Origin of the sequence: Streptomyces sp. NPDC007808, from assembly GCF_042868655.1 — a bacterium.
GTDB lineage: Bacteria > Actinomycetota > Actinomycetes > Streptomycetales > Streptomycetaceae > Streptomyces.
The window spans coordinates 463958-489124 of record NZ_JBIAEQ010000001.1; the positions used below are offsets into that span (position 1 = coordinate 463958).

The 25167-nt window shown below is 71.5% G+C and carries 22 protein-coding genes; 14 read left to right on the top strand and 8 right to left on the bottom strand.

Annotated features, from left to right (window positions below; translation table 11 throughout):
- The first annotated feature begins 52 nt into the window (after nt 1-52).
- Genes ACFYNL_RS02050 through ACFYNL_RS02060 form a run of 3 tightly spaced genes read left to right on the top strand, consistent with a single transcriptional unit; the run spans nt 53 to nt 2411 of the window.
- Nucleotides 53-265: an MbtH family protein gene (locus ACFYNL_RS02050; protein WP_388794950.1), complete on the top strand. Its 213-nt coding sequence runs from the start codon at nt 53-55 to the stop codon at nt 263-265.
- 15 nt (nt 266-280) lie between these two features.
- On the top strand, nt 281-1858 hold the full coding sequence (locus ACFYNL_RS02055; RefSeq protein WP_388794953.1) for an amidohydrolase: 1578 nt from the start codon (nt 281-283) through the stop codon (nt 1856-1858).
- A 10-nt stretch (nt 1859-1868) separates the two neighbouring features.
- Nucleotides 1869-2411 carry a GNAT family N-acetyltransferase gene (locus tag ACFYNL_RS02060; protein ID WP_388794956.1) on the top strand — a complete coding sequence of 181 codons (543 nt, stop codon included), beginning with the start codon at nt 1869-1871 and terminating at the stop codon, nt 2409-2411.
- Between the two features lie 51 nt (nt 2412-2462).
- Here ACFYNL_RS02060 and argB read toward each other — a convergent pair whose 3' ends face one another.
- The gene (gene argB, locus ACFYNL_RS02065) at nt 2463-3413 is read right to left on the bottom strand and encodes an acetylglutamate kinase (RefSeq protein ID WP_388794959.1); all 951 of its coding nucleotides are present in this window, start codon (nt 3411-3413) and stop codon (nt 2463-2465) included.
- Nucleotides 3414-3642: 229 nt separating this feature from the next.
- Between argB and ACFYNL_RS02070 the strand changes: the two genes are divergently transcribed.
- Nucleotides 3643-5121, top strand: a complete 1479-nt coding sequence (locus tag ACFYNL_RS02070) for a glutamate--cysteine ligase (protein WP_388794962.1) — start codon at nt 3643-3645, stop codon at nt 5119-5121.
- Nucleotides 5122-5191: 70 nt separating this feature from the next.
- On the opposite strand, the gene ACFYNL_RS02075 is transcribed toward ACFYNL_RS02070, so the two are convergent.
- The 4 genes from ACFYNL_RS02075 to ACFYNL_RS02090 all read right to left on the bottom strand — a co-directional run bounded on the left by ACFYNL_RS02075 (nt 5192) and on the right by ACFYNL_RS02090 (nt 8982).
- Nucleotides 5192-6316: a Gfo/Idh/MocA family protein gene (locus ACFYNL_RS02075; RefSeq protein WP_388794965.1), complete on the bottom strand. Its 1125-nt coding sequence runs from the start codon at nt 6314-6316 to the stop codon at nt 5192-5194.
- Nucleotides 6286-6996, bottom strand: a complete 711-nt coding sequence (locus tag ACFYNL_RS02080; protein WP_388794968.1) for a ThuA domain-containing protein — start codon at nt 6994-6996, stop codon at nt 6286-6288. The genes ACFYNL_RS02075 and ACFYNL_RS02080 overlap by 31 nt, the downstream gene beginning before the upstream one ends.
- Before the next feature lie 115 nt (nt 6997-7111).
- Nucleotides 7112-7714, bottom strand: a complete 603-nt coding sequence (locus ACFYNL_RS02085) for a DNA-binding response regulator (RefSeq protein ID WP_388794971.1) — start codon at nt 7712-7714, stop codon at nt 7112-7114.
- The gene (locus tag ACFYNL_RS02090; protein WP_388794974.1) at nt 7711-8982 is read right to left on the bottom strand and encodes a sensor histidine kinase; all 1272 of its coding nucleotides are present in this window, start codon (nt 8980-8982) and stop codon (nt 7711-7713) included. Before ACFYNL_RS02090 ends, ACFYNL_RS02085 begins: the two co-directional genes overlap by 4 nt.
- A 156-nt stretch (nt 8983-9138) precedes the next feature.
- Here ACFYNL_RS02090 and ACFYNL_RS02095 point away from each other — a divergent pair, with 156 nt between their 5' ends.
- The 3 genes from ACFYNL_RS02095 (at nt 9139) to lpdA (ending at nt 12648) form a co-directional block, all read left to right on the top strand.
- Nucleotides 9139-9729, top strand: a complete 591-nt coding sequence (locus ACFYNL_RS02095; protein WP_388794977.1) for a hypothetical protein — start codon at nt 9139-9141, stop codon at nt 9727-9729.
- A 377-nt stretch (nt 9730-10106) separates the two neighbouring features.
- Nucleotides 10107-11027 (top strand): hypothetical protein, encoded by a 921-nt coding sequence (locus ACFYNL_RS02100; RefSeq protein WP_388794980.1) that lies wholly within the window; start codon nt 10107-10109, stop codon nt 11025-11027.
- A 208-nt stretch (nt 11028-11235) separates the two neighbouring features.
- Nucleotides 11236-12648, top strand: a complete 1413-nt coding sequence (gene lpdA, locus ACFYNL_RS02105) for a dihydrolipoyl dehydrogenase (RefSeq protein ID WP_388794982.1) — start codon at nt 11236-11238, stop codon at nt 12646-12648.
- Between the two features lie 5 nt (nt 12649-12653).
- Here lpdA and ACFYNL_RS02110 read toward each other — a convergent pair whose 3' ends face one another.
- Nucleotides 12654-13355: a CPBP family intramembrane glutamic endopeptidase gene (locus ACFYNL_RS02110; protein WP_388794985.1), complete on the bottom strand. Its 702-nt coding sequence runs from the start codon at nt 13353-13355 to the stop codon at nt 12654-12656.
- Nucleotides 13356-13556: 201 nt separating this feature from the next.
- Between ACFYNL_RS02110 and ACFYNL_RS02115 the strand changes: the two genes are divergently transcribed.
- From ACFYNL_RS02115 to ACFYNL_RS02125, 3 genes are all read left to right on the top strand, one after another.
- Nucleotides 13557-14333: a class I SAM-dependent methyltransferase gene (locus ACFYNL_RS02115; RefSeq protein ID WP_388794988.1), complete on the top strand. Its 777-nt coding sequence runs from the start codon at nt 13557-13559 to the stop codon at nt 14331-14333.
- A gap of 152 nt (nt 14334-14485) precedes the next feature.
- Nucleotides 14486-16549 carry a discoidin domain-containing protein gene (locus tag ACFYNL_RS02120; protein ID WP_388794991.1) on the top strand — a complete coding sequence of 688 codons (2064 nt, stop codon included), beginning with the start codon at nt 14486-14488 and terminating at the stop codon, nt 16547-16549.
- 19 nt (nt 16550-16568) lie between these two features.
- Nucleotides 16569-17165: a TetR/AcrR family transcriptional regulator gene (locus ACFYNL_RS02125; RefSeq protein ID WP_388794994.1), complete on the top strand. Its 597-nt coding sequence runs from the start codon at nt 16569-16571 to the stop codon at nt 17163-17165.
- A 9-nt stretch (nt 17166-17174) separates the two neighbouring features.
- Here ACFYNL_RS02125 and ACFYNL_RS02130 read toward each other — a convergent pair whose 3' ends face one another.
- Nucleotides 17175-18272 (bottom strand): acyltransferase family protein, encoded by a 1098-nt coding sequence (locus tag ACFYNL_RS02130; RefSeq protein ID WP_388794997.1) that lies wholly within the window; start codon nt 18270-18272, stop codon nt 17175-17177.
- A 301-nt stretch (nt 18273-18573) separates the two neighbouring features.
- On the opposite strand from ACFYNL_RS02130, the gene ACFYNL_RS02135 reads away from it, so the two are divergent.
- The 4 genes from ACFYNL_RS02135 (at nt 18574) to ACFYNL_RS02150 (ending at nt 22650) form a co-directional block, all read left to right on the top strand.
- Entirely contained in the window at nt 18574-19320 is a 747-nt protein-coding gene (locus ACFYNL_RS02135) for a hypothetical protein (RefSeq protein ID WP_388795000.1), read from the top strand.
- Between the two features lie 115 nt (nt 19321-19435).
- On the top strand, nt 19436-20158 hold the full coding sequence (locus ACFYNL_RS02140; RefSeq protein ID WP_388795002.1) for a class F sortase: 723 nt from the start codon (nt 19436-19438) through the stop codon (nt 20156-20158).
- Nucleotides 20159-20239: 81 nt separating this feature from the next.
- Nucleotides 20240-22138: a molecular chaperone HtpG gene (gene htpG / locus ACFYNL_RS02145; RefSeq protein WP_388795005.1), complete on the top strand. Its 1899-nt coding sequence runs from the start codon at nt 20240-20242 to the stop codon at nt 22136-22138.
- 101 nt (nt 22139-22239) lie between these two features.
- Nucleotides 22240-22650 (top strand): VOC family protein, encoded by a 411-nt coding sequence (locus tag ACFYNL_RS02150; protein WP_388795008.1) that lies wholly within the window; start codon nt 22240-22242, stop codon nt 22648-22650.
- Between the two features lie 122 nt (nt 22651-22772).
- Here the strand turns inward: ACFYNL_RS02150 and ACFYNL_RS02155 are convergent, their stop codons facing one another.
- Entirely contained in the window at nt 22773-25016 is a 2244-nt protein-coding gene (locus ACFYNL_RS02155; RefSeq protein WP_388795011.1) for a WD40/YVTN/BNR-like repeat-containing protein, read from the bottom strand.
- Between the last annotated feature and the right edge of the window lie 151 nt (nt 25017-25167).

A 25167-nucleotide genomic window follows, 5' to 3' on the forward strand; every position in this document is an offset into this window, starting at 1 on the left:
CATCTCATGACGGGCTGTCACCTGCCCCGTCGGACCCTAGGAGGCTCCGAGCATGAGCACCAACCCCTTCGACGACAACGAAGGCCGATTCCTGGTCCTGGTGAACGACGAGGGCCAGCACTCCCTGTGGCCGTCCTTCGCCGCCGTACCCGGAGGATGGACGGTCGTGTTCGAAGAGAACTCACGGGACGCGTGCCTGGCCTACGTCGAGACCCACTGGACCGACCTGCGACCCCGGTCCCTCGCCGCCTCCCAGGACGCCTGACCCGGATCTGCGCCGATGCTCTGCGCCAGACTGACGAACGCGCGCTTTGTGACCATGGATCCGGACCACCCCGTCGCCCACGACCTGGGCATCTGGCGGGGCCGGATCGTCGGACTCGACGAGGTCGTGACCTCGCTTCCCGCACGCGAGGTGATCGACCTTCAGGGCGCCACGGTGCTGCCCGGCTTCATCGACGCCCATGTGCACCTGCCCTGGACCGGGTTCAAGCAGATCACGCCCAGCGTCGCGGGCCGCACACGCGTGGACGACGTCCTCGCGGTGGTGGAGCGGGCCGTCACCCGCACGAACGCGCCCGGCGCGTGGGTGAGTATCGCCGGCTACGACCAGCGGGCCCTGGGACGCCACCTGACGGCCGCCGAACTGGACAGGGTCAGCCATGGACACAAGGTCTTCATGCTGCACGAGTCCGGGCACGGCTGCGTCGTCAACTCCGCAGTCCTCGATCTGCTCCCCGCCGGCCTCCCGCACGAGGACGGCTTCCTCGCCGAGGGCGCCATGGGTGCCGCCCGCGCGCTGCGGCTGCCCTACTCCCAGGAGGAGTTGGCCGAGGCGATCGGACGAGCGGCCCGCACCTGTCTGGCCGAGGGCGTGACGGCCTGCGCCGAGGCAGGAATCGGCGGCACCCTCTTCGGTCACAGTCCGGTCGAACTGGGCGCCTACCAACTCGCCCGGGAAAAGGGCCTGTTGCCGCTACGGGTGCAGCTCATGGTCTCCGCGGACCGGCTCGGCCCCGTCGCCGCACACCGCAGCGACGGCATCCCCCGGGCGCTGGACCTCGGCCTGCGGACCGGCTTCGGCGACGACTGGCTCTCGGTCGGCGCGCTGAAGGTCTACACCGACGGCGGCATGATGGCCCGCACCGCCGCCCTGAGCAGCCCGTACCAAGGGCTGGACCACGCAGGCCAGTTGCAGGACGACCCCGAGGCGCTGACCGACCTCATCGTGGACGGCCACCTCGCCGGATGGCAGCTCGCCGTCCACGCCATCGGCGACCGCGCGGCCGACGTGGCCCTCGACGCACTCGAACGGGCCCAGCGCCTGCGCCCCCGGCCCGAGGCCCGTCACCGCATCGAGCACGCCGGCCTGATCCGCCCGGACCAGCTCCCCCGTTTCGCGCGGCTCGGGGTGAGTGCGGTCGTCCAGCCCAACTTCCTGCGCCACTACGGCGACGACTACGCGGCGATCATGGGAGAGGAGCGCGCGCCCTGGCTGTACCGGGGGAGAGGCTTCCTCGATCACGGCATCACCCTGGTCGGAAGCTCGGACCGGCCGGTCGCCGACGGATCCCCGCTGCGCGCCGTCCAGTTCATGGTCGAGCGCGCGTCCACCTCGGGCCGGGTGATCGGCCCGCAGGAGGGCATCACCGTCGACGAGGCCCTGCGCGCCTACACCGTGGCCGGTGCCTTCGCCTGCCACTGGGAGGACAGCGCGGGCAGCCTCACCCCGGGCAAGCGCGCCGACCTGGTCGTCCTCGGCGACGACCCGCGCCGTGTCGACACGGCCCGCATCGGTGACATCGAGGTGGTGGCGACGTACGTCGAAGGCCGCGAGAGCGAGAAGCACGCGCCATGAAGGGAAAGCCTTGACCACGGCTGCTCCGCGCCCCGCCCCCGGCCTGCGGCACGTCCGTCCCGCGGCCTCGCCGGCCGTGCGCCCCGCCCGCCCGGAGGACGCGGCGGCCCTCGCCGCCCTGTCCCGGCCGTTCGTCGACTCCGGAGCGCTGCGCGCACGACCGCTCTCGCTCTACGCCGCCCACGCGGCCGACTTCGTGGTGACGGAAGCCCCCGACGGCACCCTGGCGGGCTGCCTGGGGTTACGGGTGCACCCGGCCGAGCCGGAGCACGGCCTCGGCCCGTCCGGCGTGCTGTACAACTTCTGCGTGGCCCGGCACAGACAGGGCAACGGAGCGGGCGCCCGGCTGTTGCGTGCCGTGCTGACGAGGGCGCGTGCGCAGGCGCTGGGAGCCCTGTTCACGGCGACGACCGGGGACGGCGCCCTGTTCCTGCGGCACGGGTTCGCGCCGACCAGCGCGCGCCTGGCCCCCTCCTCCTGGGTCGAGTCGCTGGACCCGGAACGCAACGCCCGCCTCCTCGCCCGGATGCCGCGGCCGCCCGCGCCCGTGTAGACACGGAGCCGGGCACCCGCGCCGCGCAGTCGGCGGCGAGGTCATCGCCCGTCACACGGCGACACCGCGGCCGTCCGGGGCGTGGTCCGGTACGACCGTGGTGCCGGGGCCGTTGTCGTCCAGGACGCCGCGCAGCAGTGCGTGGGGGACGCGGCCGTCGAGCACCTGCGCCTTGCGCACGCCGCCCCGGACCGCCCGCAGGCAGCCCTCCATCTTGGGCAGCATTCCACTGGCGAGACCCGGCAGCAGCCCGTCCAGTTCGTGCGCCGTCAGACGGGCGATCACCTCCGTGCTGTGCGGCCAGTCGGCGTAGAGCCCCTCCACGTCGGTGAGGACGACCAGACGTGCGGCGTCGAGGCCCACGGCCAGCGCCGAGGCCGCGAGATCGGCGTTGACGTTGTAGACCTGGCCGTCCGCACCGCGGGCCACGGGGGAGACCACGGGAATGTGCCCCTGCTCCAGGAGGGCGTGGACCGCGCGCGGGTTCACCTCGACGACGTCGCCGACGAGACCGATGTCCACCGGTCTGCCGTCCACCCAGGCCGGTCGCCGTACGGCGGTCATGGTGTGCGCGTCCTCGCCGGTCAGGCCGACGGCGAAGGGCCCGTGGGCGTTGATGTGGCCGACCAGCTCCCGTTGCACACGGCCGGTCAGGACCATGCGCACCACCTCCATGGCCTCCGGGGTGGTCACCCGCAGACCGGCCTCGAAGCGGGACTCGAAGCCGAGACGGTCGAGCATCGCGCTGATCTGGGGACCGCCGCCGTGCACGACGACGGGCCGCAGCCCCGCGTGCCACAGATCCACGACATCCTCGGCGAACGCCCGCTGCAGCGCACTGTCGACCATGGCGTTGCCGCCGTACTTGACGACGACCGCCCGGCCCCGGAGCTCCTGCGCCGGGCGAATCCCCGAGGCGCCCGGGGTCGCGTTCCCGGCCTCGCCCGTGGGCTCCCCGGCGACGCGGCCACTGCCTTCGGACGTTGCGACCCGCACGGTCATGGACCCCGTCTCCCGTTGTGCCGGCGTGGCCCGACGGAGCCGTTCCACGCGATGATCACAGCGCTCGTTCTTAGCTGAGGCTAACCTAAATTAGTTGGCGCCACGAGGGGGCGAGAACCGGCCTGCGCGCCGCCCGCTGCGGCCTGTCACCGCCCGCCGACTGTCCGGGCGCGGCCCGAAGTGCGACGCTGGGACGACAGGTATCCGCCGAGGGAACTCGGAGGGCGCGATGGGACGTGACGTACCGGCCCTGGTGTTCACGCGGGAGGATCGCCGTCGGTACCGCGAGAAGATGCACACCTGCCTCGACGTGCTGGCGCAGATGCTGCGCGAGTCGACCTTCGAGAGCGAGCGGCCCCGGGTCGGGCTGGAGATCGAGCTCAATCTGGTCGACGACGACGGACTGCCCGCGATGCGCAACACCGAGGTCCTCCAGGCCATCGCCGACCCCGCCTGGTCGAGCGAGCTGGGCCGCTTCAACCTGGAGATCAACATCCCGCCCCGGGAGCTGACCACCGGCGGACCCGGCGCCTGGGAGCAGGCGATCCGCGACGCGCTCAACCATGCCGAGGACCGCGCCGCGGCGGTGGGCGCCCACCTGATCATGATCGGCATCCTGCCCACCCTCGGGGAGGGGCACGTCGACGAGACGGCCCTGTCCGGCGACCCGCGCTACCGGCTGCTCAACGAGCAGATCTTCGCGGCCCGCGGCGAGGATCTGCGGATCACGGTGGACGGCGTGGAGCGGCTGTCGACGTACGCCGACACCATCACCCCGGAGGCCGCCTGCACCAGCACCCAGTTCCACCTCCAGGTCGCCCCGAAGGACTTCGCGGACTACTGGAACGCGGCGCAGGCCGTCGCGGGCGTGCAGATCGCCCTGGCGGCGAACTCGCCCTACCTCTTCGGCCGGGAACTGTGGCGCGAGACCCGTATCCCCCTGTTCGAGCAGGCCACCGACACCCGACCCCAGGAGATCAAGGCCCAGGGCGTACGGCCCCGGGTGTGGTTCGGAGAGCGGTGGATCACCAGCGTCTTCGACCTGTTCGAGGAGAACGTGCGCTACTTCCCGGCGCTGCTGCCGCTGTGCGACGACGAGGACCCGCAGGCCGCGCTCGACGGCGGGGGAGTCCCGGAACTGGGCGAACTCACGCTGCACAACGGCACGATCTACCGCTGGAACCGCCCCGTCTACGCCGTCACCGCAAGCGGCCCGCACCTGCGCATCGAGAACAGGGTCCTGCCCGCGGGCCCCACGGTGGCCGACATCATCGCCAACGGCGCCTTCTACTACGGCCTCACCCGCGCCCTGGTCGACGAGGACCGGCCGATCTGGACGCGGATGTCCTTCTCGGTCGCCGAGGAGAACCTCCACACCGCGGCCCGTGACGGCATCGACGCCCGCCTGTACTGGCCCGGCATGGGCGAAGTCCCCGTCACGGAACTGGTGTTGCGCCGCCTGCTGCCGCTGGCCCACCGCGGCCTGGAGCTGGCCGGCCTGGACACGGCGTGGCGCGAACCCCTGCTGGGGATCGTCGAGCAGCGGTGTCTGACCGCCCGCAACGGCGCCCTGTGGCAGGCGGAGACGGTGCACCACCTGGAGAAGAGCGGCGTCGGCGACCGGAGCGAGGCGCTGCGGCGCATGACCACGGCGTACATGGACTACATGCACCTCAACGCGGCCGCGCACACGTGGCCGGTGGACTGACACCCGCGCCGCAGTCGCCGGGCCGTGCGTGCCAGGCCCCGCGACGCCGGCATGATCCAAACGACAGACCCTAGCTGTATCGACCCGGAGCGGCCCGCCCCCGCCACTCCTCGGCGGCAGTCAGCGGAACCGGCACGGGCGGCTCGGCCGTCGTCGTCAGCTCGACGCGCCGGCCCTCGGACGCGGACCGCAGCAGGGCGCTCATCGTCTCCAGCACGTGCAGGGCGAGTTCACCGCCCGCCCGCGGCGCCCGCTGTCCGGTGGCGGCGACGAAGTCGAGCAGCCCGACGCCCCGTGCGCCGTCGACGTAGCCCGCCGACGGCGGGAGGGTGCGCCACCGGGCACCGCCGAGTTCGAAGAGCCGTACGTCGCCGTCGAAGCGGTTGGGGTCCGGGACGGCGAGCGTCCCCGCGTCGCCGTGGACCTCGATCGGGGCCGCCGTCGTGGCCACACCGTCGAAGCTCGTGGTGAGCGTCGTCAACGTGCCGCCCACATGCTCCAGCACACCGGTGACATGGCTGTCCACCTCCACCGGGATCCGCTCGCCCGCACGCGGCCCGGACCCGATGACGCGCTCGGCGCGCAGCCGGCCCGCCGCGCCGGTCACGGCACGCACCGGACCCAGCAGATGCACCAGGGACGCGAGATAGTACGGCCCCATGTCGAGCAGCGGGCCGCCCCCGGCCGTGTAGTAGAAGTCGGGGTGCGGATGCCAGCGTTCGTGCCCCGGGGTGACCATCACGGCCGAGGCGAACTGGGGGCGCCCTATGCGGCCCGCCTCCACCGCGGCCCGCGCCGTCTGGATCCCGGTGCCCAGCACCGTGTCGGGCGCGCACCCCACCCCGACGCCCGCCTTCGCCGCCGCCTCCAGCACCGCACGGGCGGCGCCGAAGTCGGCGGCCAGCGGCTTCTCCCCGTACACGTGCTTCCCGTGGCCGACCGCGCCGAGGGCGATCTCGGCGTGGGCCGCGGGGACCGTGAGGTTGAGCACCGTGTCCACGTCCGGGCTGCTCAGCAACTCGCCGACCGTGAGCGCCTCGACGCCGGGGAACTCGGCGGCGACGGCCGCCGACCGGGAGGCGTCGAGGTCGGCGACCGCGGTGACCCGTGCGGCGGGATGGCCGATCAGTGTGTCCAGGTAGGCGCGGGAGATGACGCCGAGACCTACGACCCCGACGCGGTGCGGGTCGCCCACAGCATGCCCCTCTCGATGACGGTACGGACCGGGGGGTGCTCCAGCACGTCGAGGCTGTGCCCCGGAGTCGTCACCACCACGCGCCCGGCGCCCCACCTGCGCGTCCACACCGCCGGTGAGGTGACCGGGCGGTGCCAGGGCTGCCACGGGCGAGCCGGATGCGTGGTGGTGGCCAGGACGTCGATCAGGTCGTCGTGGAGCACCCAGTACTGCTCGGTGTGCAGTTCGAAGTCCTCGATGCCCGCGGTGACGGGATGCTCACGGCCGAGATCGGTGATGGCGATCACGTGCGGCAGGTAGTAGTCCTCCTGAACCCCCCGGCGCTCACAGGGCTCCTTGCCCGGATGGGTCGCGAACTGGCCGCCCACCAGGTGGAGATAGTCGCTGGAGGCGCGGAAGGAGTCGGCGATGCCGCCGTGCCAGCCGGTGAAGCCCGTGCCGGCCACGACCGCCGCGCACAGCCCCGACACCTGCTCGGCGGTGATCTCCGACATCGTGACGCACTGCACGACGAGATCGGTGTCCGCCATCTCGGTGGAGTCGGCGTAGACCTCGGTCGACTCCTCGACCCGGACGGTGTAGCCGTTGTCCCGGAGGAACGGCAGGAACAACTCCGTGGCCCGGACCGGTTGATGCCCCTCCCATCCACCCCGGACCACCAGCGCCTTCTTGTGTGTCATCGCGTCCCTTCGTGAGGCCGGAGCACAGCGTCCTCACTATGCGCCAGGCGCTTCGCCGTCAGGAAGAGCGGTCGGGTTCCGCGAAACTTTTCGCTCCCGGAAGGCCCGTGAGCGCTCAGATCCAGCCCTGTTCCCAGGCTCGGTGCGCGGCCGCGTGCCGAGTCGGCACGCCGAGCTTGGCCATGGCCGCGGAGAGGTAGTTGCGCACGGTGCCGGGCGCCAGGTGGACCTCAGCGGCGATCTCCACGACGGACGCCCCGGTGCGGGCCGCACGCAGGACCTCCAACTCCCGGTCGCTGAGGGGACAGTCGTCCTCGGTGAGCGCGGAGGCGGCGATGTCCGGGTCCACATAGCGGCGCCCGGCGGCGATGTCCCGGATGATCTCGGCCAGCCGGGCCGCCGGAGTCGTCTTCGGGACGAAGCCGCGCACCCCCGCCGCCAGGGCCCGGCGCAGCACGGCGGGCCGGGCGTGCCGCGTCATCAGGACGACGTGCGTGGGCAGTTCGGCCCGGATCTCCTCGGCGGCGCGCAGCCCGTCGGTGGGCGGCATCTCCAGGTCGAGGACCGCGATGTCGGGGCGGTGCTCACGGGCCAGCCGTACCGCTTCCGTCGAGGTGCCCGCCTCGGCGACGACGGTGAGGTCCGGCTCCAGCCCGAGCAGCGCGGCCAGGGCGCCGCGGAGCAGGTCCTCGTCGTCGGCGATCAGCAGTCGGATCATCGGGCGGCTCCGTCCGCGGTGGCCGACGCCCCGGGTGGCGCGGGGGAGTTCACCGGCAGCGCGGCCGTGACCACGAAGCGGTCACCGTCCCGGCGCCACGTCAGCTCTCCCCCGGCCGCACTCAGCCGCTCGGCCAGGGTGCGCAGTCCCGTGCCGTCCGGGGCCGCCGGGTGTGCGTCGGCACCGTCGTTGCCGACCCGCAGGCGGGCGAGACCCCCACTGATCAGGTAGTCGACCTCGGCATGCCGCGCCCGGCTGTGCCTGAGGACGTTGGTCGTGGCCTCCCGCATCACCAGACCGAGGAGGTGACGTGCGGAGTCCGGGAGGCCGAAGGCCACGGCGGCCGGGTCCAGCCGCAGCGCCGTGTCGATGTCGGCCGCCGCCAGCACCCGTGTCGCGTTGGTGATCTCGTCGTCCAGGGACGTCCGGCGGTACCCCCGCACCACGGCCCTGGTGTCGCTGAGGGCGTCCGCGGCCAGCCGCTGTATGTCCTTCAACTCCGCGGCGGCGCGCGCCGGGTCGGCCTCGACGAGGCGTTCCGCCAATTCGCCCTTCAGGGCGATGACCTGGAGGTGGTGGCCCTGGATGTCGTGGAGATCGGCGGCGAACCGCAGCCTCTCCTCCCGTACGGCCAGTTCCGCCTCCAGTCGCCGCGCCGCGTCCAGTCGCCGTGCCGTGTCCCAGGCCCACAGCGGCCCGAGCGTCACCCACGCCGTGAAGGCGACCAGCCCGGGCGGGAACAGCGCGGCGTACGCGAGCTCCACGTCCCCCGCGACCAGACCGACCACACCGCCGGGCAACGCTGCCAGGGCCACCGCGGCGGCGACCAGCGCCCGCCTGCGGCGCGGCGGCAGGTACGTGGCGACGACCGCCACCACGACGGCCGGGGCCACCGGCCACAGCCCGTAGTCGCGCACGGCCAACGGACATACGGCCAGCACGACTCCGGCGGCGACCGCGACGGTCAGCCGGCCCACGGGCGGGCGCGGGTGCGCGTCCGGCACCGGCAGCCACGCCAGTCGTCGGCCCAGCAGGACCCCGCTCGCTGCCAACTCGACCGCCAGGGCGGCGGCGGCCGGGACACGCGCCCACAGCGGAACGTCGCCGTCCAGGAGCCACCCGCCCACCAGCACCGCCAGGACGGCCAGCGTCGTGCCCGGCACGGTCCACCACATGTAGCGCCGAAGGCCCGTCAGCCCCGCGGCCCCCTGCTCGCCCGCGGCCCCCTGCTCGCCCGCGGCCCCCTGCTCGATCGCCCCGTCCCCCATCCGGCCATTGTGGCGCAGGCCGCATGACAAATGTCATGCGAGGTCGTGACAACCCCACCCGCCCGCATGGGGATCCGGCACTACTGGCGGACTTCGCCGGGACGGAGGCTGAAAGCGTCAGCGGACACCCCGCCCCCGTACCGAGGAGAGCCCGGCATGCACGCACACCACCCGCACGCGACGGCCCAGCGGCCGCACCCGGCCGCGATCCTCAGGCGCCGCTGGCCGACGGCACTGGCCCTCGCGCTCGCCGCCCTCAACGTGCTCGCATCCGGCTCCGAGGACCTCACCGACGCCGTCGACGGCTTCGGTGAGACCCTGCCGCTGCTGCCCCTGATCTACCTGGTCGTCCACCAGCTCGGAAACCCGCGCGCCACCTGGCCGGTGCTCGGGGCCGGACTGGTGGCCGTGTTCGTGATCCCCCTGCAGGAGGCGCTCGCGCCGTCGACGGTGCTGGTCGCCCTCGCCCTCGCCGTCCTGCTGTGGGGCGTCGTCCGCGGAACTCCGCACGGGCGGGCCGGCTTGGGGGTGCAGGCGGCGGGTGCGTTCCTCTTCGGCGGGCTGGCGCTGGCCGGGCTGGCCGTCGACCCGGACCTGGGCCGGTACCTGGTGGCGGCCGGTTGGTTCGGCCACGGCGTCTGGGACTTCGTGCACCTGCGGCGGGACGCGGTCGTCTCCCGGACGTTCGCCGAGTGGTGCGGCGTCATCGATGTACTCGTGGCGGTCCAACTGCTCTTTCTGGTCTAGCGAGCCGTACGCCCGGGACGCGGCGCCGTCCTGTCCGGACAGCGGGCCCGGTCGACGCCTCCGAGACGGCGACCCCCGGCGGTCCTCCCCGGAGTCTTCACATCCGCCCCGGGACGAGTACGGGCCGGAGGTCGGCCGGCCGGTCCGCCGTGCGGGGACCGCGGCCCCGAGAACGGGAGGTGACACGGCGCGACCTCGGCCTTTCAGCGGGTCACGGTACACACACACACTTCCTGAGAGATCTGCGCAGGAGCATCACCCGTGCTGCACACAGCCTGTCGATGGCCTCGTTAGCGTTCTGGCCGTTCGATCTCTCGTGTGAACGCGACCAGGCCGGTCGAACCGGGCCGCCGGCGCAGTCAACCCAGGAAGACCACATGGACTACTGCTCGTCGTGCCGCCGGCACCTCAACGGTGCCCTCGTGTGCCCCGGGTGCGGCGCCTACGCCCCGGACATCGCCCCCTCCGTGCCCTCAGGGCCCGATGCGCAGGCCACACCGGGCGCGGCGGCGACCGCGCCGGCGACCTGGGAGGACCCCGCCGCCGACACGTGGTACGACGGCGGCCTGCGGGACGAGCCCGCGGCACAGGCCGACGTCGACGAGCTCGCGCCCGGTGCTGTGGCCGGCTACGACGAGCCCGTCCCCGACGCCCCGTCCGGCGTCGACGAGCTCGCGCCCGGTGACGTCGAGGGCGTGCCCGTGGCCCCGCAGGGCCGGGCGGCTCGGCGCCGTCAGCGGGCCCGCTGGAAGAAGAACCAGCGCCGGGCCGTGGTGGCGACCGCCGTCGCCCTGGTCGGCGGCGGCCTGACCGTCTCGGCGATGAACCGGGGTTCCGTCGACAAGGCCCAGGCGGCCACCGCGCCGGAGATGCCGAACACGGCGGCGGCCGAGCAGCAGGAGCCGGACCTCACCCGGCCGGCGTCCACGCCTGGGGACACCCGCACCGCCCCGCGCACCGCCGACACACCCTCGAAGCCGTCCCCGACCAACGCCGCGCGGGAGCCCATCACCACCCCCCACACGACCCGGCAGTTCACCCGTCCGGACGCCGCCACCGCCACGGGTACGACGGCCCCCGAGGCCCCGCAGGCCCCCCAGGCGCAGTCGGTCTCCCCGCCCTCCGGCCCATCGGACTCCGGCGGCGGCTCCGGCACGACGACGGAGCAGGAGCAGACGCCGGCCCCGGCGGCGACCGAGGGCACGGACAGCCAGACGCCGCCGTCGCAGTCGAGCCCCGCCCCGCAGGAGGACTCGCCCGAGCAGCTCTGCGTGCTCAACGTCCTCTGCGTGGGCTGACAGGGAAGCCGAGAGCCGCGGTATCACTCGGGGGAGCGGCCACGTCGGCCGCCGCGCCCCCCTGCGGACCCCACCTGAGTGCGCCGTCACACTCCCGTATCGCCCCATGAGCGCGGTGATGCGGTCATGCTGGAACAAGCCGAAGCGATCTTCTCGCCGAGGCCGATACCAGCAGAGCAGGGACGTCGTACTCAGGAGGGAACCTTCCATGGTCGAGCAGGACGAGCGCTTCGATGTCGTGGTCCTCGGCGCGGGCCCCGGCGGCTACGTCGCCGCCATCCGCGCCGCCCAGCTGGGCAAGCGCGTGGCCGTCGTGGAGGAGAAGTACTGGGGCGGCGTCTGTCTGAACGTGGGCTGCATCCCCAGCAAGGCGCTGTTGCGCAACGCCGAACTGGCGCACATCTTCACGCGCGAGGCGAAGACCTTCGGCATCAAGGTGGACGGACAGGTCTCCTTCGACTTCGGTGAGGCGTTCCGCCGCAGCCGCAAGGTCGCGGACGGCCGGGTCAAGGGCGTCCACTACCTGATGAAGAAGAACAAGATCACCGAGATCGACGGCCGCGGCACCTTCCTCGACCCGCACACCCTCCAGGTGGCGGGCTACGACGGCGAGACCCGCACCATCGGCTTCGACCACTGCATCATCGCCACCGGCGCCACGCCGAAGCTGCTTCCCGGCACCCGGCGCAGCGCACGCGTGGTGACGTACGAGGAGCAGATCCTGGCCGAGGAGCTGCCGCGCTCGATCGTCATCGCGGGTGCCGGGGCGATCGGTGTCGAGTTCGCCTACGTGCTCCACAACTACGGCGTGAAGGTCACCATCGTCGAGTTCCTGGACCGGATGACCCCGCTGGAGGACGCCGAGGTCTCCGCCGAACTCGCCAAGCAGTACCGCAGGTTGGGCATCGACGTGCTCACCTCGACCCGGGTCGACGCGGTCGACGAGTCCGGCGAACAGGTACGGGTCACCGTCACCGGCAAGGACGGCGCCCAGCAGGTCCTGGAGGCCGACAAGGTGCTCCAGGCGATCGGCTTCGCGCCGAACGTCAACGGATACGGCCTGGACAAGACAGGTGTGACGGTCACCGAGCGCGGCGCGATCGACGTCGACGGCCGCTGCCGTACGTCCGTCCCGCACATCTTCGCCATCGGCGACGTCACGGCGAAGCTCATGCTCGCGCACGCCGCCGAGGCGATGGGCATCGTCGCCGCCGAGACCATCGCGGACGCCGAGACCATGGAACTGGACTACGCGATGATCCCGCGCGCCACCTACTGCCAGCCGCAGATCGCCAGCTTCGGCTACACCGAGGCCCAGGCCCGGGAGATGGGCTACGACGTGCAGGTGGCCAAGTTCCCGTTCACCGCGAACGGCAAGTCGCACGGCCTGGGTGACGCCACCGGCTTCGTGAAGCTGATCAGCGACGCCAAGTACGGAGAACTGATCGGCGGCCACCTCATCGGCCCGGACGTCACTGAACTGCTGCCGCAACTGACCCTGGCCCAGCAGTGGGACCTGACCGTCCATGAGGTCGCCCGCAACGTCCACGCCCACCCGACCCTCGGCGAGGCGGTCAAGGAAGCGGTCCACGGCCTGGCCGGCCACATGATCAACTTCTGAGCCGTTCAGCCGTCGAGCCACCAGCGGGCCGCCGCCCAGGCGAACGCGTAACCGAGGCCGTTGACCGCCCAGTGCAGGGCCATCGGCGTCAGCAGGCTGCCGGAGCGGCGGCGCAGCTCGCACAGGACGACCCCGGCCGCGGCCGTGGCGCCGACCGCCAGGGCGACGGTCGGCACCACGCCCGCCGGGCCGTCCCCGAAGACCGAGGCGACGGCGGCGTTGGACCGGTTGAGGCCCCGGGACGGCAGCACATGCCACAGCCCGAACAGCAGCGACGACACGGCGGTGGCCCGCGCCGCCCCGTGCCGGCGCCGGATCATGGCCCACAGCACACCGCGGAAGGCGGTCTCCTCCAGCAGCACGGTCCCGAACGGCACCCGCACCAGCGTCACCCACAGCAGCCGGCCCTCCGACAGGCCCGCCGCCCTGGCATCCCGGAACACCTCGCGGCCGGCCGGGACGGCGAGCACGAGCAGCAGGACCAGCAGGACGACCGCGGCCAGGACCGGAGCCCATCGCAGCCCCCGGCGCAGCCCCGCCGCGTCGAGTCCCAGGTCGGCCCGGGTGAGTCCGTCCCAGCGGGCGATGAGCAGCAGTACGGCCGTCGCGGTCCCGCAGACCACCACGTACAGGACGGGGCCCCGCGCGAGCCAGTTGTTCAGCAGGTTCGCGGCGGCGAGAACGGCGAGAGCACTGACGATCCGCATCCGGCTTCCAGGATGCCCCGGGCGGCGCCCGGACGCCGTGGACGACGCAGGGCACCGGTCCTGCTGCCGTGGCCGTCACAGTCGGGCCCGCACCTGTGGCGCCCACGCGCCCCATTGAGCATGCTCGATGGTACGGCCCCGCGGCCTACCCGCACGGTTGCGCCCGCCGCGGCCACCCCGCGTCCCAGGAAGGCACGACCCATGCCGGCCAAGAACCTCAGCGCCAACCGCGCCGCCCTCGGCCACCGCCTCGCCTACGCCCTGCGCCACCCCGACCGGGTGCCCCGCCATCTGGCGCGCACCGCCCGGGACATGTGGCTGCGCCGCCGGCACCCGGACCACGTCGCCTACTACCGCGCGGTGATGCGTTCCGACACCCGGGCCGATCCGGACGCGGCGGTCGGCAGTCGCAGCCGGGAGCGGTGGCTGGCGCTCGGGGCGATGCAGTTCGACTACCTGACCGGGCACGGCCTGCGCCCCGAGCACCGGATGTTGGAGATCGGATGCGGCAACCTGCGGGCGGGCTGGCGCTTCATCCGGCACCTGGAGCCCGGTCACTACTACGGCATCGACATCTCGCCCGACATCCTCTTCGCCGCGCAGGACACGATCGTCGAGATGGGACTCCAGCGGCGGTTGCCCACGCTGACCCCGGTGCGCGACCTGACCCTGCGGTTCCTGCCCGACGCCCACTTCGACGTCGTGCACGCCCACAGCGTCTTCTCCCACTCGCCGCTCCCGGTCATCGAGGAGTGCCTGGCCAACGTCGGACGCGTGCTGGCACCCGAGGGCTGGTTCGACTTCACCTTCGACCGCACCGAGGGCGAAGAACACCACGTCCTGCGGGAGGACTTCTACTACCGCACCGAGACGCTCCTCGCGCTGGCCGAGAAGCACGGACTGCGGGCCCGCTTCATGACGGACTGGGAGAAGCTGCCGCACGGCCAGTCCAAGATCCGGGTCACCCACCCGGTGTGAACCGACGACCCGTCAGAAGGTCGTCCACATCGGCCAGTAGGTCATCTGTCCCGGACTCTTGACTCGTTATCCGGTAGTGGCCATCCTCGTCGCACGTTGTGCGGGGTCATGACAAGCCGACCCCACCTCCCGCCGACCGAGGGACTTGGGCCGTGACCAGTGCCGGACGTCCGTACCGCAAACGCAAGAACGTCACCGTGGTGTCGCTCCTCCTGCTCGTGCTGTCCCTGGCGCTCGGACCCACACCGAGTTCGGCGGCCGGCACCGACTGGTGGAACCCGACCGCACGGCCCGCCCCGGACTCCCAGGTCGACGTGACCGGCGAACCCTTCACCGGCACCAACGCCAAGGGCGAGGTGCGCGGCTTCGTCGACGCGCATGACCACATCTTCTCCAACGAGGCCTTCGGCGGCCGTCTGATCTGCGGAAAGCCGTTCTCCGAGCAGGGCGTCGCCGACGCCCTCAAGGACTGCCCCGAGCACTACCCGGACGGCTCCCTGGCGATCTTCGACTTCATCACCAACGGCGGTGACGGCAAACACGACCCGGTCGGCTGGCCCACCTTCAAGGACTGGCCCGCGCACGACTCGCTGACCCACCAGCAGAACTACTACGCCTGGGTGGAGCGGGCCTGGCGCGGCGGCCAGCGCGTGCTGGTCAACGACCTCGTCACCAACGGCGTGATCTGCTCCGTGTACTTCTTCAAGGACCGCGGCTGCGACGAGATGACGTCCATCCGCCTCCAGGCCAAGCTGACGTACGACATGCAGGCCTACATCGACAAGATGTACGGCGGCACCGGAGAGGGCTGGTTCCGGATCGTCACCGACAGCGCGCAGGCCCGCCAGGTCATCGAGCAGGGCAAGCTCGCCGTGGTCCTCGGCGTGGAGACCTCCGAGCCGTTCGGCTGCAAGCAGATCCTCGACATCGCGCAGTGCAGCAGGGCCGACATCGACAAGGGCCTGGACGAACTGCACGCGCTGGGCGTGCGCAGCATGTTCCTGTGCCACAAGTTCGACAACGCCCTGTGCGGGGTCCGCTTCGACTCGGGGACGCTCGGGACGGCCATCAACGTCGGCCAGTTCCTGTCGACCGGCACCTTCTGGAAGACCGAGAAGTGCACCGGCCCCCAGCACGACAACCCCATCGGCAACGCCTCCGCAGCCGCGGCCGAGAAGAAGCTCCCGGCGGGCGTCGAGGTCCCCTCGTACAACGCGGACGCCCAGTGCAACGTCCGAGGGCTCACCGCACTCGGCGAGTACGCCGTCCGCGGCATGATGCAGCGCGGGATGATGCTGGAGATCGACCATATGAGCGTCAAGGCCACCGGCCGGGTGCTCGACATCTTCGAGTCGGCGTCCTACCCCGGCGTGCTCTCCTCGCACAGCTGGATGGACCTGGACTGGACCGAGCGGGTCTACGGCCTCGGCGGCTTCATCGCCCAGTACATGCACGGCTCCGAGGGCTTCATCGCGGAGGCCGAGCGCACCGAGGCCCTGCGCGACAAGTACGGCGTCGGCTACGGCTACGGCACCGACATGAACGGCGTCGGCGGCTGGCCGGGGCCGCGCGGGGCGGACGCGCCGAACAAGGTCACGTACCCCTTCACGAGCGTCGACGGCGGCTCGGTCATCGACCGGCAGACCACGGGCGAGCGCACCTGGGACCTGAACACCGACGGAGCCGCCCACTACGGCCTGGTCCCGGACTGGATCGAGGACATCCGCCGGGTCGGCGGCCAGGACGTGGTCGACGACCTCTTCCGCGGCGCCGAGTCCTACCTCGACACCTGGGCGGCCTCGGAGAAGCACGAGGCCGGGGCGAACCTCGCACGCGGCGCCGCCACCTCGGCCAGTTCCTCGGAGTGGAGCCTGTTCACCAGCTACCAGCCGCACCGGGCCGTCGACGGCGACAGCCGTACCCGCTGGGCGAGCGACTGGAGCGACGACCAGTGGTACCAGGTCGACCTCGGCTCCACGCACGTGGTGAACCGGGTGACGCTCGACTGGGAGCGCGCCTACGGCAGCTCCTACCGCGTCGAGCTCTCCACCGACGGCACGAACTGGCGGACCGCCTGGTCCACCACCACCGGGGACGGGGGCCTGGACACCGCGAGGTTCACCGGCACACCGGCCCGCTATGTACGCATCCACGGGCTGGACCGCGGCACCGACTGGGGCTACTCCCTCCACGAGGTCGGCGTCCACAGCAGCTGACACCCACGAGAGGGGCTCCATGGCACGGTTGCCGTCCGCCGAGCGGCGGCGACAGCTCACCGAGGCGGCGATCAGAGCGATGAGCCGGGACGGCGTCCCCAGGACGACGACCCGGTCCATCGCCGCCGAGGCGGGCGTTTCGCTCAGCGTCTTCCACTACTGCTTCGACTCCAAGCAGGAGCTCATCGAGTCCGTCATCACGACCATCACCGAGCACTACGTGACGATCGTCAAGGACGCCATACGCCCCAGAGCCACCCTGGAGGAGACGATCCGGGCCGGCTTCCAGGCGTACTGGGACCACGTCCGCACCCACCCGGACGAGCACATGCTCACCTACGAGCTGACCCAGTACGCCCTGCGCCAGCCCGGATTCGAACATCTGGCACGACGGCAGCACGAGCTGTACGCCGAGACGTACGCCGGCCTCATCGACCAGCTGCAACGGACCATGGGCATCCGGCTGCGCGTCCCGGTCCCCGTCCTGGCCCGCTACCTGGCCGCGATGACCGACGGACTCACCCTCAACTACCTGGTCCTCGGCGACGAGGCCGCCTGGACCGACATCCTCGACACGGTCACCGCGCACATCGCCCAACTCGTGGACGAGCCCTGAGGCCGTGCGTCACCCACGTACCGCGGCCCGGTCACCGGCCTCTTCCGGCGCCTCCCGCCGGAAGAGGCGGCGCATGTCCGGCTCCACCACGAAGCGCAGCGCGCGCCGCACCGGCGGGGCGCACAGCAGGGTCACCACCACGGCGGCGACCACGGTCACGACGATCGCGCCCAGCGGGCCGTGCACCCAGGCCGGGTCGTACCAGCCCCAGAACTTGGACCCCTGGGCGACGAAGCCGTGCAGCAGATAGCCGTACAGCGTGCCCGCGCCCAGCACGGTGCACCACAGCCGCCGTCCCGGCACCCACGAGAGGAAGCACGCCACCAGCAGCAGCGAGCAGGCGAACAGGACCGGCGTCATCACGACCCCGTACCACGCGGGCGCGCCCAGCTCCTCGGCACTGTCCCGGTGGTAGAACCAGCTGCCCGACATCCGGGGCACCGCCCAGTACGCCACCACGAACGCCCCCGCGAACACGGGCACCGCCACGATCCGCACGGCACGCCGCCGGACCAGCCGGAAGTGCTCGGGCCTCAGCAGCAGCCCGAGCACGAAGTAGGGCAGGAACTGCAGGGCACGCTGCAGATCGAGGTCGTTGCCGATGGACGGCGAGAGGGTGGCCAGCATCGCCACGACCAGCGCCAGCGGCAGCGGCGCCCGCACCCGCTGCCACAGCGGGGTGGTCAGCCGCCACAGGAAGAGCGCCACCAGGAACCAGGTCAGGTACAGCGGGTCCAGGAGGCTGACCGGGCGGTCCGGCTCCTGGTCGGTCCACCGGGTGTACAGGGTGTACGCCGTCTCGAAGACGACGTAGGGGACGACGAGGCCGGTCACCAGCCGCTCCAGCTGTGCGGGACGCCCGTCGAAGCTCCGGGAGAAGTAGCCGGAGACGATGATGAAGGCCGGCATGTGGAAGGCGTACACCAGCATGTACAGCGCGTCGACGGTCCGGCTGCCGTCCCGTAGCGGTTCCCACGCATGGCCCACCGCCACCAGCACGATCGCCGCGTACTTGGCATTGTCGAAGAACGCGTCCCGCTTCTTCGAAATCCCAGGTGAGACCGGTGCGGCGGGGGCGGGAGCGGTCTGTACGGCCTCGCTCACCACACGGCCCCCCGGGCACCACGCGGGCGGGCCGCGGTACCGAGCGGGGGTCTGACGGCGGGGACGGCTGTGGGGATGCGCTGGGACATCCCACGCGTCTGACCACTTCCGGAGGGCGTAAACCTCTTGCGGCGGTCATCACACCGCGGGTGCGGGTGACAGGGCCGACGGGGTGGGGTCGTAACCCGTGTGAACGCTCCGAATGGTGCGTCTCGTGGTCATGGCTGACGGTGGATCACGTCAAGGTCTGGCCCCAGTGGTGATGAAGCGTCAACCGCCCAGGCCGTGACGGAAGGACTCACCTATGCGCTCTGTCCGCATGCTGCTCGCCACCGCGACGGCCACGGCCGCCTTGGCGATCGCCCCCACCGCCTACGCCGTCACGGCGGGTGACTGGGACACGGAGGACTCGTCATCCCACAGCAAGGAGCACGACACGGACTCCGGCAAGGAGCACGAGAAGGACTCCGGCAAGGAACACGACAAGGACTACAGCAAGGAGCACGGCAAGGAAAGCAAGCACGACGATCCGCGTGGCGGGATGCACACGGGCGGCGGAGCGCTGGCTGCCGTGACCGACAAGGACGACTGGAGCAGCGAGGAGCACGACAAGGACGCGTCCAAGGAACACGCCAAGGACTCCGACAAGGAGCACGGCAAGGAGCACGGCAAGGAGAGCAAGCACGACGGTCCGCGTGGCGGGATGCGCACGGGTGGCGGAGCGCTGGCTGCCGTGAACAACGACGACGAGTGGGGCGGTGGCCACGGCGACGAGTCGTGGGGCGGCGACCACGGCAAGGACCCGTGGAAGGACGACCACGGCAAGGGGGACGACTCCTGGAAGGGTGACCACGAGAAGGACTCCTTCGGCGGTGACCACGACAAGGAGTCGTGGGGCGGCGACCACGGCAAGCCGCGCGGCGGCATGCACACCGGAGGCGGCGGCCTGGCCTCCTCGGGTGTGACCGCGGGCGGCCTGGCCGTGCTCGCGGTCGCCGGGACCGGCATGTACGCGCTGCGTCGCAAGAAGGCCGCCGGAAACATGGCCTGACCGTGCCCGACGACATAGCCGCTGTGGCCGCCGCACGTGCGCCGCTCGTCGCGGCGGCCGCGCCGTCCCTCCCCGCTGTTGTCTTCGCTGCCGTGCCCGAGTGAGGTGGTGCCCGATGGCCGCCGGCCGTCCCCCGTCCCCCGAAGCCGACCCGGCCCCCGCCGCGGCCGGTGCCACGCTCTCACGGCGCATAAGGCGCACAGCGGTGACGATGTTCTGGAGCGCGGTGGCCGCCGTGGTCATGGTCGTGACCCTGCCCGGCGGCCAGGGCGAGGCTCCCGAAGCCCGCCGGGCACCGCACGCTCCACCCGGGGTCACCTCGTCCCCGCCGCCGGCGGTCGGGCCGTCCCCGTCCTCGCGCGCGGCGGGCCCCAAGGGAAAACACCTGCCCAGGTCCCGGCCGACCCGACTGCTCATCCCCAAGATCTCGGTCAACGCGCCCTTCGTCGACCTCGCCATCGGCCGCTCGGGCCAGCTGGAAGCCCCGCCGGCCCACGACGTCAACCTCGTCGGGTGGTACGCCGAGGGAGCCTCACCGGGGGAGAGGGGCACGTCGATCATCGCCGGGCACGTGGACACGGCGACGTCCGCGGCGGTGTTCGCGAGCCTGAGCGAGCTGGACAAGGGGGACCGCTTCCACGTGATGCGGGCGGACGGGCGCAGGGCGTCCTTCGTGGTCGACAGCGTGGAGACGTTCGACAAGGACGACTTCCCCAGCGAGCGCGTCTACGGCGACACCTCCCAGGCCCAGGTCCGGCTCATCACCTGCGCCGGGGACTACGACCGCCAAGTGCGCGACTACACCGCGAACCTGGTCGTGTTCGCCCACCTCGCCTGAACCGCTCCACCGCGCTGACCTCGGTGTTCTACAGTGACTGCGACCAGATCCGGTGACTGAACCTGTGAGGTAGTCGCGACCATGCCGACCGAGACGTTTGAGTTCCAGGTAGAAGCCCGTCAGCTGCTCCAGCTGATGATCCACTCGGTCTACTCGAACAAGGATGTCTTTCTGCGCGAGCTCGTCTCCAACGCCTCCGACGCGCTCGACAAGCTGCGTCTGGAAAAGCTCCGGGACGACACGCTCGACGCCGATGTCTCGGACCTGCACATCGAGATCGACATCGACAAGGACGCCCGTACCCTCACGGTGCGGGACAACGGCATCGGGATGTCCTACGACGAGGTCGGGCAGCTCATCGGCACCATCGCCAACTCGGGAACCGCCACGTTCCTCAAGGAGCTGCGCGAGGCCCAGGACGCGGCCGGTGCCGAGGGGCTCATCGGCCAGTTCGGCGTCGGCTTCTACTCCGGCTTCATGGTGGCCGACGAGGTGACGCTGGTGACCCGGCGGGCCGGCGAGGCCAAGGGGACCCGCTGGACGTCGCGCGGTGAGGCCACGTACACCCTGGAGACGGTCGACGACGCGCCGCAGGGCACCTCCGTCACCCTCCACCTCAAGCCCGCCGACCCCGAGAACCAGCTGCACGACTACACCTCGCCCTGGACGATCAGGGAGATCGTCAAGCGCTACTCGGACTTCATCACCTGGCCGATCCGGATGGTGCCGGAGGCGGGCGAGGGCGACCCGGCTCCCGACGCCGAGACGCTGAACTCCATGAAGGCCCTGTGGGCGCGCTCGCGCGACGAGGTGTCCGACGACGAGTACCACGAGCTGTACAAGCACATCAGCCACGACTGGCGCGAGCCGCTGGAGACGATCCGGCTCCAGGCGGAGGGCACCTTCGAGTACCAGTCGCTGCTCTTCATCCCCTCGCACGCCCCGCACGACCTGTTCACGCGGGACTTCAAGCGCGGCGTCCAGCTCTATGTGAAGCGCGTCTTCATCATGGACGACTGCGAGGCGCTGCTGCCGCCCTACCTGCGCTTCGTCAAGGGCGTCGTGGACGCCGCCGACCTCTCGCTCAACGTCTCCCGCGAGATCCTCCAGCAGGACCGGCACATCCGGATGATGCAGCGCCGCCTGACGAAGAAGGTCCTGTCCACGGTCAAGGAGATCATGACCAAGGACGCCGACCGCTACGCGACCTTCTGGCGGGAGTTCGGCACGGTCCTCAAGGAGGGCCTGGTCACCGACTCCGAGAACCGCGAGGCCATCCTCGCCGCCTCCTCCTTCGCGACCACGCACGCCGACGACGAGCCGACCACGCTCGCGCGGTACGTGGAGCGGATGAAGGACGACCAGGACGACATCTACTACATCACCGGCGAGTCCCGGCAGAGCATCGAGAACTCCCCGCACATGGAGGCCTTCCGCGACAAGGGCATCGAGGTCCTGCTGCTCACCGACCCCGTCGACGAGGTGTGGGTCGACGCCGTCGGCGAGTACGAGGGCAAGAAGCTGCGGTCCGTCACCAAGGGCGAGATCGACCTCGAAGGCAAGGGGGACGAGAAGGCCGACGGGGAGCGGGAGAAGCAGACCGAGGAGTACGCCGGTCTGCTCGGCTGGATGCGGGAGCAGCTGGACGAGGACATCAAGGAGGTGCGCCTGTCGGCGCGGCTCACCGTCTCCCCGGCCTGTGTCGTCTCCGACGCGCACGACCTGACCCCGGCCCTGGAGAACATGTACCGGGCGATGGGCCAGGAGGTGCCCCGCACCAAGCGGATCCTGGAGCTCAACCCCGACCACGTGCTGGTCAAGGGGCTCAACGAGGCGTACAAGGAGCGCGAGGACCGCTCGGGGCTCGCCGAGTCCGCCGAGCTGCTCCACACCCTGGCGGTGCTCGCCGAGGGCGGCCAGCCGAAGGACCCCGCCCGGTTCGTGAAGCTGGTGGCGGACCGCTTGGAGCGCACCCTGTAGCGGGGGACGGGTCATCCGGGTGGCCGTGTGCGCGGGCCGTTGTCAGCGGCCCGCGCTAGCTTCAGCTGAGTGGGTTCCGTGGACCCGTCCCGGGAGGAAGCATGGCCTCGCGTCTCAACCCGTACATCTCCTTCGCCGGTGACGCCCGGCAGGCGATGGAGTTCTACAAGGACGTCTTCGGCGGCACCCTGGTGCTCAACACCTACGCCGAGTTCGGCCAGAAGGACACTCCGCTGGCCGACAAGATCATGCACGGCATGCTCGAAGCACCCAACGGCTTCACCCTGATGGGCGCCGACACCCCGTCGGAGGACCACCGGCCGGGCAACGACATGGCGGTGAGCCTGAGCGGCGACGACGACGCCGAACTGCGCGGCTACTGGCAGAAGCTGTCCGAGGGCGCCTCGGTGGCCGTGCCGCTGGAGAAGCAGATGTGGGGCGACGTCTTCGGCATGTGCACCGACCGCTTCGGCATCACCTGGATGGTGAACATCGCCGGGCAGGGCGGCTGAGGGCGGCGGGGCCGTCCGGCCACCGTCGTGGCGGTGAGGGGGCCATGGAGCCGCTCCGGGACGCGAGGAGGATGCGGCGGTCGGGGCAGTGACCGCCGCATCCGACTGGGTCGGGGGAGTGGTCAGAAAGTGGTCAGCTCGTAGAAGCCCCTGCCGAAGGTCGCGGCCACGAGGCGGTGGTGGCGGCCGTCGTACTCGATGTCGTCGACCGGCACCTGCGGCATGCCGCGGCCCAGACGCAGCCACTTGCCACCGCCCGTGACGCTGGTGAACACGCCCTGGTCGGTGCCGATGTGGAGGACGCCGCCACGGGCGACGACCAGGTCGTTGACGGGCGCCGCCGGAAGGTTGCCCGACAGGTTGCGCCAGTGCCGGCCGCCGTCCGTGCTGCCGTACACATGGGGCAGCGGGGAGCCCGAACGGTAGCCGGAGTGGGTGGTCCAGACACGGTCGGGGTTCTTCGGGTCGACGACCACCCGTGTCACCCAGGGCAGCCCCTCCGCCAGCTTCGTCCAGTGCGCCCCGAGGTCCCGGGTGACCCAGACGCGACCGTCGTCCGTACCGGCGTAGACGGTCCGTCCGTCGCTCGCCGGGGCGATCGAGGTGATCGTGCCGTAGTTGGTGTAGATCGGGTCGGTGCCCGGGCCGCCGCTCAGGTCGGGGCTGATGGCCTGCCAGGTGGCGCCGCCGTCCGTGGAGCGGTTCAGCACCTCCGAGCCGTAGTAGAGGATCTTCGGGTCGCGCGGATCGAAGACCACCGGCGTGAACCAGTTCCGGCGCTTGTACGTCGTCCGGTCCGCGAAGTAGGTGAGCGTGTCGCCGCCGTCGGTGGAGCTGAAGCAGTTGCCGTACTGGTAGCAGGCGACCACGTTGTTCACGTCGGTCGGGTTGATGAGGTTCTCCTCGCCGTCGCCGCCGAGGTACTCGTTGAACGACTCCCCGCCCCAGGACCGCAGCGAACCGTTGTCCTGGGCGCCGCCCGAGATCCTGGTGACGTCCTGCGGGGTGATCGCCGCGCTGTAGAGCTGGGTGTACGGCTGGTGGCGGGACTTGACCCAGCCGCCGTCGCCGCCCGAGTCGGAGCGGTAGACGCCGCCGTCGTTGCCGAGGTAGACGCGGCCGGGGCGACGCGGGTCCCACACCATCGCGTGCTGGTCGACGTGCATGCTGGTGTCGTCGGCCGTCCAGGTGGCGCCGCCGTCCTTGGTCGTCACCAGGGGGACGCCCGCCACGTGCACGTGCTCGCTGTCCCGGGGGTCGATCCACACCTTCCCGAACCACCAGCCGAAGCTCGACTGGGAGCCCGTCATGTCCTGGTCGGCAGGGGTGCGGGCCCAGTTGTCGCCGCCGTCGGTGGAGGCGTAGAAACCCTCGAAGGGCCCGCCGGCCCTGTTGACGATCGCGTAGAGCCGCTCGCCGGCCACGGCCAGCCCGATGCGTCCCACGTCGGGGCCCTCGGCGGGCAGCCCGCCGCCGAGCCGTTGCCAGGTCGCGCCGTCGTCCGTGCTGCGGAAGACGCCCGAGCCGACACCGCCGTACGTCCGCAGCTGCGGTGTTCGGCGATGGTCCCACAGCACCGCGTACAACCGGTCGCCGTCGACGACGATCTCGGTGGCACCCGTGAACTCGTTGGCGCCGGCGAGGATCCGCTGCCAGGTGGTGCCGCCGTCCTCCGAGCGGTAGACGCCGCGGTCCCCACCGCCGTTGTAGAGGGAGCCCGCCGCGGCGACATAGATGCGGCGGGGGTCGGCCGGGTCGACGGTGATGGCGCTGATCGCGCCGGAGTCACGCAGTCCGAGCGGTGACCAGGTCCGGCCGCCGTCCCGGCTCCGATACAGCCCCGTCCCCTCGTAGGTGATGCTCCCGCCACCCGGATTCGGCTCACCGGTGCCCACGTACAGCGTGCCGTCCGGGGCGGTGGCCACCGCACCCATGGACTGCGTCCAGCTGTCGGGCCACACGGAGTGGAACGTCGCCCCGGCATCGGTGCTGCGCCACAGCCCGCCGCTCGCGGCGGCGGCGTACAGAGTGTCGGCGCGCTTGGGGTCCAGGGCGAGGGAGACGATCCGACCGCCTATGTTGGTGGGCCCGACGCTCTTCCAGCGCCCGCCGACCGTGGGCAGTTCGCGGGCCTGCGCGGCGGCGACGTCATGCGCGTGGCGCGGCATCGACTCCCCGAGCAGGGTCTTCTGGAGGAAGCGGTACTCCGCGGGCGCGGCCGGTCCACGGACTGGCCGGTAGACATCGGACGGGCCGGGCGGCGCGGAGGAAGCGGGCGGCGGGGCCGGTGCGGCGGCCGCCGGTGCCGCGAGCAGCGCGGCGCCGGTGACAGCGGCGAGAACCAGTGGCAGCAGACGTCTGCCCATGAAGTCCCTTTCATCGTCATGGTCACGGCAATCGGCAACGACGGTACGAGAGAGGTGAGTTGAGCAGAAGGGTGCGGAACGGCCGTCCTGGGGTCGGCCGGAATCACCGGCCCTGGTGAGTCCCGGCCACCGGTTCACGTAACCGCCCACG